The sequence below is a fragment of the Rhizobium sp. P28RR-XV genome, assembly GCF_012641385.1.
Lineage (GTDB): Bacteria > Pseudomonadota > Alphaproteobacteria > Rhizobiales > Rhizobiaceae > Rhizobium.
Genome location: NZ_JABAIG010000034.1, coordinates 1 through 10,015, shown reverse-complemented (window position 1 = coordinate 10,015; position 10,015 = coordinate 1). Strand labels below are relative to the sequence as shown.

The window sequence follows — 10,015 nt, the reverse complement described above, 5'->3', positions numbered from 1 at the left end:
CGCCGGTCTCTGCAAGGCGCTTCTTCCACTTCGAAACACAGGAGGGAGCGATCGCAAGTGCTGCTGCAATCGATCGTATCGTTTCTCCGGCATTCAAGCGCGCCATCGCCCGTTCGCGAAGATCTTCAGAATATGGTTGGGTCATCCCTGCCGGCCGTCCTTTCCCGGTAGGAACAGAGAATCATATCTCAGCTGATTTGCGAACCTGCGATTCTGAGAAATCGAAGCGTGCTCTAGAACCCGCCGATATCCGCAAGTCCGCGCTGTCCTAAACTGCCTGACAGCCCATCATTCCCGGCTCATGCCGGCGTGCCGGCATCGTGTGCGGCACGGTTGGCTTCGATTTCGGGTAAATGCGCAATGACCCAGGTCGCCATCTGCATCATGGGCGCAGCGATCGAGTGCCCGAGGGGCGTCAGGCTGTATTCGACCTGCGGCGGAATCGTCGGGTAGACCTTACGGGTGATCAGACCGTCACGCTCCAGGAACCTGAGCGACCGCGTCAGCATCTGTTGGGAAATCCCGCCGATCATGCGTTTCAGCTCGTTGAAGCGGCGCGGCTTCTCCATCAGCATCGAAATCGCAAGGATCGTCCACTTGTCGCCGATGCGGCCCAGCATCTCGTTGACGCGGGCGCAGGCCGGGTGTGTTCCGGGTTTTTCGAGAGGGGGAGGCATATCCATATGACCAGGTCCTAAATTTATGCCTTCTTGCGAAGGTAGGGGTCACAATACCATACTTAGTCAGTGAAACATACCGGAAGGTACGAACTATGACTGACAAGAAAACCATTGCTATCTTTGGCGCTGGAAGTGGCCTCGGCGCTTCTCTGGCGGAAAAATTCGGTCGGGAAGGATACAAGGTCGCGCTCGTTGCAAGAAACGCGGCGACACTGGACGACCGGGTCGCTCAACTCGCGAAGTCCGGCATCGAGGCCGTGAGTTTCCCGGCGGACCTCACATCCATCGAAGCGCTTGCACCGCTGGTTCGATCCATCGAGCAGCGAATGGGATCTATCGACGTGGCCGTCTATGCACCCTTCTCGAGAGAGTCGAACTTTGTCCCGGCGGCGGATCTCGATGCCGCCAAGCTGCAGTCGCTGGTGACGCTGTTCACCTTCGCGCCGGTCGAACTGGTTCATGCCGTTCTGCCGAACATGGTGGCGCGCGGAGATGGCGCTGTGGTCGTCGTCGGAGGCCTGTCTGCCGTCGTCCCGATCCCGAACATGAGTGGTATGGGGCCGTTGATGGCGGCCACGCGGAACTACATGATGACCCTCAACGCGGAGGTTGCCGACAAGGGTGTCTATGCCGGAACCATGCATGTCGGCGCGCTGATCAATAACTCGACCGGAAAGCGGGCGATGGACGATGCGGGTATTCCGATTAGCGATAGCTATCCCATGATCGAACCCGAGGAACTCGCACAGGTCGTCTGGGACCTGATCACCAAGCGTGATCAGGTGGACATCGTGGTGCCGCCGCTTCAGCAGGCCTGACAGCCGCCACCCGGCAAACGCGCTGTTGCCAGAACCGCGTGGCAGCAGCGCCTCTCTTTTAAACCTCCGCTTCCATTGGACCCTATCATGACTCAAGACGATCTGACCGGTTACGCGGCCGCTCCTGCGCATCAGCCTCGGCATCATGTATCTCGCCCACGGCGTTCTCCTGAAGCTGCTGACCTTCGGGCTTCCTAGCGTCGTCGGATTTTTCGAAAGCCTCGGTCTCCCCGGCTGGCTGGCTTACATAACGGTTGCCGCCGAGGCTGTCGGCCGCACGATGCTGATGCTTGGCATCTACGGGCGATGGGTTGCCGTCGCCCTGACCCCCACGCTCATCGGCGCCATCATCTGGGTCCATGCCGCAGGCGGCTGGCCGTTCAATGCGCCGAATGGTGGTTGGGAATACCCCGCCTACCTGATCGTCCTTTCGATCGCGCAATTCTTGCTTGGTGATGATCGCTTCGCAATGCGTCCGTCTTCACTGACCATCGCGCATCGCTAGGTAGAAGGCAGCGCCCTTGCTGGCGCGCCCAGGCAATACCATCACGCCGGGCTTGCCGGCAGTTGTCGCGGGAGCGCCTCTTTTGAAGACTGGCCAGCTCGTCGACGGTCCATGGCCTGGCTTTCAAAGCGGCTCCCTGCCCGCATGACCTCCATTTGGGATGGGGTGGTTACGTACCGAAAACGACCTATTTCCAGACGACAAAAAAGTCAGACACATACTACCTAATCCGGGCGGCTCCTGTCTGGAGAAAATGTGCGAAAATCAAATGTCCGGAACTCGCTGTGACTTCGTGGCGGTTCTCGCCTTGATGGATGCGAACCGTCGGCCCAGTAATTCAAACAACCCGTAAACTCGCTAAGCCTTCGAGAATATTACGCTTTAGATCAGGCTAGGTGATGGAACTCGGGCTGATCCGAGCACAGGAGCGATCGGATTTCAAAATCATGACGTTCGACAGCCTTGCCGAAGACCTCGAGCACAAGGACGAGTTGATGCTGGGCATTCGGCGAAACGAATACATCGACCTGATCAATGAGGTCTGCGACGACTTAGCGTTCCGGTGGCTGGAGTCCACTAAAATCCGCGTGACCGAGGCGCACCGCGAGAAGATAAGGGGCGTGACGCCTGCGTTCGCCAATAAGAACACGGGCTTTGCCGATCGTGTTCTGATCCGGAACGAATCCGAGAAAATCGAGTTGGCGGAGTAGTCTGTCGCAATACCCGACCCCGGGGCCTCCAATGTCGAACATTCTGCCGATGCCAGTGGCATTACTCATGGGGAACAGACGGCCAAAGGCTGCTGTCGGCCGATGCGGACCTCTATGGTCCACAAAAGTCAGGCGATGGGCAAATACATTCGGGGCTCGCTCGTCTTAAACCACGCTTTTGCGATCTTGCGGTCTTCGATCTCGTAGATGCAAACCACGTCGATCTCCCCCTTTCCTTGGGGAAAGGTTCGCGTGACCATTTCGTGGTCGATCACTACATTTCCAACAACGATGCGTGTGAGCAAGTTACCGTACAAATCAGGCTCTTTAAACCGCTCAACGTGACGCGCCCTGATGTCCGCAGCGCCTCCCGCCAGCAGGGTGGATGGGAAAGCGTAATACTGGCAATCGTCTGCCCACCAAGGCATGAACGCATCAATGTCGCGTGCATTGTAAGCCTCAAGCTGTTTTTGAACCGGCAGGACAACGTCATCCAAAATTGTGATCCTCTACAAGGTTGCGAAATTCGCTCATCATGGCGATCTGTCGACAATTCCCCATTTACAGCTGTAGTGCCCCCGAATATTGCGAATAGCCGATAGGCGTCCCGACATCTTAACTGTTTTCCGCTTTGTGCACCCCAAGAGCGCCAGACAAGCGCGCCGTGATGCTTTTCATTACGTTAGGGTGTGTTCTATCAACCCCGTAGACGAAGCCCGGAAAATCGAGAGGCTGCTGGAGTGACCAGATAGCTTCGTGCTGATCGGGTGGCAGAATTTGTGCTGGCTCGCCGACCGCAATCCAGCCGATTGGCACGGTCGAGCCCGGTTCGAGGCGCGTGCGTAAGTGAACGGTTCCATTAATGCGGACTTCCGAGCCCCGTCCGATTTCAGCACCGTGAAACACCGCAGCCCCCGTGGCGATGAAAACTTCATCACGGATCTGCGCGCCGACCACATGGCTATTGGGGCCAATTACGCAGTGATCGCCTAGCGTGCAGTCATGGCGTCCTGTCGCCCGGATTACCGCATTTTCGAGCACAATGCAGTACCGGCCGATGCGGATGGAAGCACCAGCCTCAGCTACTAGGCGAGCCCCATGCATGATTCTGCTGCCCGCGCCGATGGCGACGTCACCGCACACCGTCGCGTCCTGTGCGATCCAGGCATCGGGATCGATCGATGGTGAATGGTCGTCGTAGGAGGTAATCATGGCGTGTTCTTTCCTGCCTCGATTGCGGCTGCTCGGCAGCCAATTGGACAAATTTCGGGACCACAAAGATTGTGTTCACAAAGACGGCATGTCGTTCGCGCAAAGGCGCGCGATGTCGTGGCGCCCGACAGCACCACATCCAACAGTGATGTGAAGGCCTGCCGCTCGTCCGGTTGCAATGAGCCCAGCAACCCGTCGAGCGCAGCAAGCCTACGCGCTTGCAGGGCTTTCGCTTCGGCCTGGCCTTCTTCCGTCAGTCTCAAGGGCGTGACCCGCCCCTCAGGCAAGCCACGCTCGATAAGCGCCTGTCGTTCCAATCCATCGATTAGTCGCACGGCGGTAGGCTGGCTGATGCCGATGATTGCGGCAAGCTTGCTTGTCGTCAGCCCCGGCTTGAAATGCAGCATCGACAGGACGGACGCAGCGCTGGGCGAGAACTCGCCGAGCGCTGCGTCTGTCCTGTCGCGGATTAGGGTGCCCAGCGCACCAAGCTTATTTGCGTTCAACAATTGCATAGGCTATGCATGTATCGAATCCGGCATCGGATTGTCAATACCGAATGAGGATCTCTGCAATCGACCTGCAGCCCGGAGCAACGATCCTTGCCGACAAGGCATATGATACAGATGCAATTCGTAGCTTTGCCAAACAACGCAAGTGCTGGGCGAACATCCCTGCAGAGGCCAACCGCAAAAAGACCTTCAGTTTCAGTCCGTGGGTCTACCGTCAGCGAAATCAGGTGGAGCGCTTCTTCAATCGCATCAAACAGATGCGGGGATTACCCGCCCGCATCGACGTTGCCGCGGTGCGCGGCTATGAACATGCCGACGGCTGAGCGGCAGTAGGATTCTATCTCGCTATCGTCCGATCCTTTAGCCTCATCGAAGCGTGCGATAATCGCGAGATCTGAGCCCTTGAACAGTGCTGCAAATAAGCGGGCGGACTGAAAAGGATCGGGCACGTTCAGGAGCGCCTTCGAATGCAACTGGCGCAACAATCCCTCGATTTGCGCAGTGATATGGGCGGGCCCTGCTTCGTAGTGGAGCTTGCTCAATGACTTCTGGTTTGGAGTGTCGGCCATGACCATGGCCTCAACATTGCGGACTTCCGGGCGCAGAAGCGTGCGAAGCAGTGACGATCCCGCCGCCATGAGCTGATCGTCGGCTGAGCCGGCGACGCCTTCAAAAAGTTTCTGCGGAATTAACTGCTGGCAGCGTGCTGCAAAGGCCGCGCCAAACAGCGCTTCCTTGTTTTCAAAGTGCTTGTAGATGCTAAGCTTGGATATCTTCGCGCGCTGGGCGACCATATCCAATGTCGCCGCACGAAATCCCAGCTCCTCAAACAGTTCGCACGCTGCATTGACGATTGTTTGGCCAAGCGCCTCGTTGGCGGGCCGACCGCGTCGGTTTTGGACATTTTCACTCATGGCAATTGCGATCCTTGACAGTATCGTTATTTGGCCTTACGATACCATTCAGTATCTAAAATATGCAAGTCAAAACGCTGACCCAAGCCACGAGGGCACGGTCCAACGAAGAACATCGCTCAAGTTGGGTGCGCTATCCGCCATCGGGGTCCCTAGTTCTCAGGCAGCGGTCGCGCCCAACTCAACGCTTTCGATCCGCAACTCGGAGTATATCACCATGAATGACGCCATCATCATCGGCGGCAGCTTTGCTGGCCTCGCCGCCGCCCTGCAGCTCGGCCGTGCGCGTCGCAAAGTCATCGTTCTCGACACCGGCCTTCAGCGCAACCGCTTCGCTGGGCGCTCGCACGGTGTGCTCGGCCACGATGACAAGCCACCGTCCGAAATCCTGGCTGCGGCGCGGCAGCAACTCACGCGCTATCCTGCGATCAAAATGGTCAATACCCGCGCCGACAGCATCTCCGGCACCATCGACAATTTCTCCGTCCTCACTGGCGACGGTGAAACCCTTAGCGCGCGCCGGCTGATCCTGAGCTATGGCGTTGTCGACCAAATGCCTGATGTTCCGGGTTTTGCCGAGAACTGGGGTACATCCGTCATCCCGTGCCCCTATTGCGACGGCTTCGAGGTTGCTGATCAGCATTGGGGCCTCGCCTGGTTCCGCCCGCAGTCGCACATTCAGGTCAAACTGTTTCAGCATTGGACCGACAGGTTGACTGTCTTCGCAGATGGTCACGACATTGCCCCCGATGTCCGGGCCGATCTCGCGCATCGCAATATACCGATCGTTGAGGGCCGGATCACCGGGATCGCACGCCATGGCGACCATGGCGCCACCGTCAAGCTCGATGCTGGCCCCGATGTCGCGGTCGACATCCTGTTCGCGCATCCGCCGATCAATCCGTCCGCACCCCTGCATGACGCACTGGGACTTGCCACGGTCCAAACGCCCCTCGGCAGCGTTCTCAAGGTCGACGAGCGCCGCGAGACCAGCATGCCCGGCATCTACGCCGCCGGCGATCTAGCCACCCCCGGGATGCCCTCGGTCACCAATGCTATATGGCAAGGCGCGACCGCGGGTATCTCCGCCCAGCAATCAATGCTGATTTGAGAGCAACTAGCATCGATCCCGCCGCTTCAATTTCACAATAGACAGGACCGCCACCATGGCCGCCGCAAAGCCATTCGAACCTTTGGACGAGAGATTTCCGTTTGGCCGCCAACTCGGTATCGAGGCCGCGCCCCTCGTGCTCATCAACCTCTTCACAGTCGTCGATCCCGCCGATGAAGCGGGCTTTCTGGACGCTTTCAAGGCGGCTGCCGAGGTCATAACGAAGGCGCCGGGCTTCATTTCCATGCAACTGCATCGAGCGATCGGCGATAGCCCGACTTATCTGAACTATGTGGTGTGGGAATCCACCGAGGCGGTCCGCACCGCCTTTACTGATCCCGAGTTCCTCGCGAAACTCCCAGCATATCCTTCATCCGTCGTCGCCAAGCCCCACCTTTTCCAAAAGGTCGCCGTTCCCGGCTTCTGCGTTGCCTGACTTGGGAGATGCGGTAAGGCGCGGCGGCGGGTATGTCCGCCCAGCAGTCGACGCTGGTTTGAGAGCGAAGATTGGAGGATAAGCATGGCCGTCGAGCCGGACAGCGTGGGTGTGCGCTTCCCTCCGCCCTTCGTCTACTCGGGAGCGCTGCTGTTGGGGCTGGTGGCGGAGCGGTTCGTCACCCTGCGCTCTTTCGGCATCGACTGGCGGTTGTTAGTCGCAACGGGTGCGCTGCTGTTCGTTGCCGGCGCGGCAATGATGCTTGCGGCGGCGGGGCTGTTCCGCCAGCTTGGCATCAACGCGCCACCCTCGCGGCCAACGACCCAGATCGCAACGACCGGTCCCTATCGGTGGAGCCGCAATCCCATGTATCTCGCCATGGCGCTTATCTATGCCGGCCTTGCGATCAGCCTCGACGGGCCAATTGCCCTCGCCATGCTACCTTTGGTGCTGATCACGATCCAGACGCAGGTGATCGCCCGCGAGGAACGCTATCTCGAAGCGAAATTCGGCGAAGAGTACCGAAGCTATAAGGCCAGGGTTCGCCGCTGGTTCTGACTATTCCCTGCTACGGCACCGAAGCCAGTGTTGGCATCCTCCATGCGGCCGCTCTTCGGGATGCATGGCATACATGAACTTGACTAACGTCGGATTGACTTGCCAGACAGCGCCTTCACTCGCCGCAGGGCGGTGATCCCACCCGCGACACGCAACAAATCGTGGACAAGTTGGACTGTTTCCATGGATGGCATCGACGCCGTGATCGCTATTGGCGCGAAGCCGTCGAAGCCTTCGCCTTGAAAGGACTCGAACCGCCGACCCCGTGATTGACTAGCGTTTATTGACACCAAATTTCCCGGCCCAGGCAACTACTTGCTCTCCGGAATGGCGCATTAACACCAACAGATGACTCGATGTGGTAATGTCCGTCATCAAGGTTGGAGAAGCAGAATGAACGACGTCACTCAGATCCGTAAGATGCCGCCCTTTCCATCGAGAGGTTTACTTATCGCATCCGCGAATATGTTGAAGTTCGTCGGACACTCCGGCTTTGACGCGCTTCGATTGGAATGGGATCTGCAAGATACCGACGCTGGAATGGGGAATGGTTTGATGGCTAGGGCGACATCGCTCGCGACTTATGCACTCAAAAATCCGGAGCTGCGAACTCCCGACGGCAATTATCTTCAGTCCGAGATTGTGGCTAAAGCCGGCGAGATCTACCGCAATGGTTGGATGACTAACTTAAGCGAGAAGGAACGATCCGCTTTTAAAAATGCGTCTGCGAACGCAGGCTCGATGAACGACGTATCAGAGTCTGGGGTCGCGGCGGTCTCGACTAGTAATCCGCATTTTTCCACCGCGACCGCCGCCCCAACGATATCTCCTAAAAGCAGTCCCTTGAAACGTAAGATATTCGTTGTTCATGGGCATGACGAAGGGGCGCGGGAGACCGTAGCTCGATTTCTAGAAAAATTGGAATTCGAAGTAATTATCCTTCACGAGCAGGCCAATCGTGGGCGCACAGTCATGGAAAAGATAGAAGTGCATGGTGATGTGGGTTTCGCTGTCGTACTGCTAACACCCGATGATGAAGGTCGAAAGGTGAACGGAAGCTTCAAATTCCGGGCTCGTCAGAACGTCTTGCTCGAATTAGGCTATTTCATCGGCCGTCTCGGGCGGTCAAACGTCTGCGCCCTAACTCGCGGTGACGTTGAGCTACCATCGGATTTCGCTGGTATCGTTTATCAACCTATGGAAGACGGTTGGCGGGCGGCGGTAGCACGGGAGTTAGCCGATGGAGGCTTCGAAATTAACTGGGAGAAAGTTTCCCGACCGTAAGCCGGGACATCACTCGTAGAAAGCGCTGTTGTCGACAGAGACGAAGACGCTGTCTTGCAATATACGCTGTGGCTCAATTATTCGCGCTTTCATGCTTGCGGTATACGGATAGGAGTCAGACAGAACGGCTCCCATGTCATTTCGGAGATCCGACCTGGAGCCATATTGAAGCTCGACGTAAACGGTACCGGCGACGGTTAGTTCTATGAATTCGTCATCGACGAACGTAATCGTGTAGTCGTCGATCTCATGTCCATCGACGGAGGTATGCGTTGACAGCTCATCGAGCTCCTGCAAGGTCTCCGATATAAGTCTTTCGAGAACCGCGTCGAAAACTTCTGTTCTCAACGAGCGATGGACTTCGTCTCGGCAAGTCCGAGCAGCGTCATAGATATCCAACAAGCCATCAAGCGCGTCATCCACCAGTACACGAATCTCCTCATCATCATCGAGGATGGTTTCTTCCCGCACATGCGTTGACCGATTGAGCCTTTCGATTGTCTTCAGCAGTGGACGCGCGATTTTGCTAAGGTCAAGTTTCAGAACCTTTTCCACGAAGTCTGTGGGCAATGCGCCTTGAACTATGAAGGTGACCCGCTGCATCCGCGTCGGGCCTCTGGTATCTTTGACGAGCTCGTACCAGCGACATGCCATCACGCGTTGATCAGGGGCCATTGAATGAAGCACGTGACCTGTGAGTTCACGCATGGCTGCCGCACATAGGTTGCCCCGAATTGGATTTTCGCTCTCGCCGACGAGAAAGGCGCCCTCGAGCACGGTCTTCATAAAGTGATCATCGGGATGTTCGGCGGCGAGCGACTCTCCCTTTGCACGTATTTCCGGCCACTCTGGGACTCTGTAGGGCATAGCCATAGAACCTATTAAATCTTTCTGAGCGCCATAAAGCACCCGTCTCAATCGTGAGGCCACCATAAAAAGTCGAGTTCGGCCCCTCGGCAGGCGAACTCAGGCCGGAAAAACGGAGCCCACGGGCGCCGCTCGTAGCGCTCAGAATTTTTGCTGCGTCACAATTCGCACGATCCGACTCGACGGAAAAGGCACAACGATTGATTTCTTCAGCTCCGCTGTCGCATGGATGAGGATGAAGCTGTTGAAAGGCGTAGCAAATCCCTCAGCGATGAATTCGACGTAAGCGCGAGTTTCTCCGCACCTTCTTTAGTTGAGTGAGCTTTGGCATGAGGTGTCCGCCTAAAAGAGGTGGACACCTAGTTATGAATGAAGGTCAAAAATTCGCCGTGCGGCTGGTTGGTCGGA

14 protein-coding genes and 1 pseudogene are annotated in these 10,015 nt (G+C 57.2%); 8 read left to right on the top strand and 7 right to left on the bottom strand.

Features of this window, described 5'->3' with window-relative positions; translation table 11 throughout:
• Together HGP12_RS33565 and HGP12_RS33560 are read right to left on the bottom strand one after the other, a co-directional pair.
• Nucleotides 1-106: helix-turn-helix domain-containing protein (locus HGP12_RS33565; RefSeq protein ID WP_246703662.1), on the bottom strand; the 106-nt coding region annotated here is incomplete at its 3' end.
• A gap of 193 nt (nt 107-299) precedes the next feature.
• Nucleotides 300-683 (bottom strand): helix-turn-helix domain-containing protein, encoded by a 384-nt coding sequence (locus HGP12_RS33560; protein WP_168843559.1) that lies wholly within the window; start codon nt 681-683, stop codon nt 300-302.
• An 89-nt stretch (nt 684-772) separates the two neighbouring features.
• Between HGP12_RS33560 and HGP12_RS33555 the strand changes: the two genes are divergently transcribed.
• From HGP12_RS33555 to HGP12_RS33545, 3 genes are all read left to right on the top strand, one after another.
• The gene (locus tag HGP12_RS33555) at nt 773-1,498 is read left to right on the top strand and encodes an SDR family NAD(P)-dependent oxidoreductase (protein WP_168880234.1); all 726 of its coding nucleotides are present in this window, start codon (nt 773-775) and stop codon (nt 1,496-1,498) included.
• A 145-nt stretch (nt 1,499-1,643) separates the two neighbouring features.
• Nucleotides 1,644-2,003, top strand: a complete 360-nt coding sequence (locus HGP12_RS33550; RefSeq protein ID WP_168880233.1) for a DoxX family protein — start codon at nt 1,644-1,646, stop codon at nt 2,001-2,003.
• A 398-nt stretch (nt 2,004-2,401) separates the two neighbouring features.
• Nucleotides 2,402-2,713, top strand: a complete 312-nt coding sequence (locus tag HGP12_RS33545) for a hypothetical protein (RefSeq protein ID WP_168880232.1) — start codon at nt 2,402-2,404, stop codon at nt 2,711-2,713.
• 128 nt (nt 2,714-2,841) lie between these two features.
• Here HGP12_RS33545 and HGP12_RS33540 read toward each other — a convergent pair whose 3' ends face one another.
• The 3 genes from HGP12_RS33540 to HGP12_RS33530 all read right to left on the bottom strand — a co-directional run bounded on the left by HGP12_RS33540 (nt 2,842) and on the right by HGP12_RS33530 (nt 4,440).
• On the bottom strand, nt 2,842-3,210 hold the full coding sequence (locus HGP12_RS33540; RefSeq protein WP_205926806.1) for a nuclear transport factor 2 family protein: 369 nt from the start codon (nt 3,208-3,210) through the stop codon (nt 2,842-2,844).
• Nucleotides 3,211-3,328: 118 nt separating this feature from the next.
• The gene (locus tag HGP12_RS33535) at nt 3,329-3,925 is read right to left on the bottom strand and encodes a gamma carbonic anhydrase family protein (protein ID WP_168880231.1); all 597 of its coding nucleotides are present in this window, start codon (nt 3,923-3,925) and stop codon (nt 3,329-3,331) included.
• Nucleotides 3,922-4,440: a MarR family winged helix-turn-helix transcriptional regulator gene (locus tag HGP12_RS33530; protein ID WP_168843566.1), complete on the bottom strand. Its 519-nt coding sequence runs from the start codon at nt 4,438-4,440 to the stop codon at nt 3,922-3,924. Before HGP12_RS33530 ends, HGP12_RS33535 begins: the two co-directional genes overlap by 4 nt.
• 80 nt (nt 4,441-4,520) lie before the next feature.
• On the opposite strand from HGP12_RS33530, the pseudogene HGP12_RS33525 reads away from it, so the two are divergent.
• A pseudogene (locus HGP12_RS33525) lies at nt 4,521-4,721 on the top strand (transposase); the annotation flags it as partial.
• Here the strand turns inward: HGP12_RS33525 and HGP12_RS33520 are convergent.
• A complete protein-coding gene (locus HGP12_RS33520) occupies nt 4,704-5,351 on the bottom strand; it encodes a TetR/AcrR family transcriptional regulator (protein ID WP_168880230.1) in 648 nt (215 codons plus the stop codon). The pseudogene HGP12_RS33525 and the gene HGP12_RS33520 sit on opposite strands and share 18 nt — an antisense overlap.
• 217 nt (nt 5,352-5,568) lie before the next feature.
• On the opposite strand from HGP12_RS33520, the gene HGP12_RS33515 reads away from it, so the two are divergent.
• From HGP12_RS33515 to HGP12_RS33500, 4 genes are all read left to right on the top strand, one after another.
• Nucleotides 5,569-6,462 (top strand): NAD(P)/FAD-dependent oxidoreductase, encoded by an 894-nt coding sequence (locus HGP12_RS33515; RefSeq protein ID WP_168843568.1) that lies wholly within the window; start codon nt 5,569-5,571, stop codon nt 6,460-6,462.
• A 55-nt stretch (nt 6,463-6,517) separates the two neighbouring features.
• The gene (locus tag HGP12_RS33510; RefSeq protein WP_168843569.1) at nt 6,518-6,898 is read left to right on the top strand and encodes an antibiotic biosynthesis monooxygenase; all 381 of its coding nucleotides are present in this window, start codon (nt 6,518-6,520) and stop codon (nt 6,896-6,898) included.
• Between the two features lie 84 nt (nt 6,899-6,982).
• Nucleotides 6,983-7,456 (top strand): isoprenylcysteine carboxylmethyltransferase family protein, encoded by a 474-nt coding sequence (locus HGP12_RS33505; RefSeq protein WP_168843570.1) that lies wholly within the window; start codon nt 6,983-6,985, stop codon nt 7,454-7,456.
• A gap of 393 nt (nt 7,457-7,849) precedes the next feature.
• Complete coding sequence (locus HGP12_RS33500) at nt 7,850-8,740, top strand: TIR domain-containing protein (protein WP_246703660.1); 891 nt, start codon at nt 7,850-7,852, stop codon at nt 8,738-8,740.
• Nucleotides 8,741-8,749: 9 nt separating this feature from the next.
• Here HGP12_RS33500 and HGP12_RS33495 read toward each other — a convergent pair whose 3' ends face one another.
• A complete protein-coding gene (locus HGP12_RS33495) occupies nt 8,750-9,613 on the bottom strand; it encodes a hypothetical protein (protein ID WP_168880229.1) in 864 nt (287 codons plus the stop codon).
• Nucleotides 9,614-10,015: the final 402 nt, after the last annotated feature.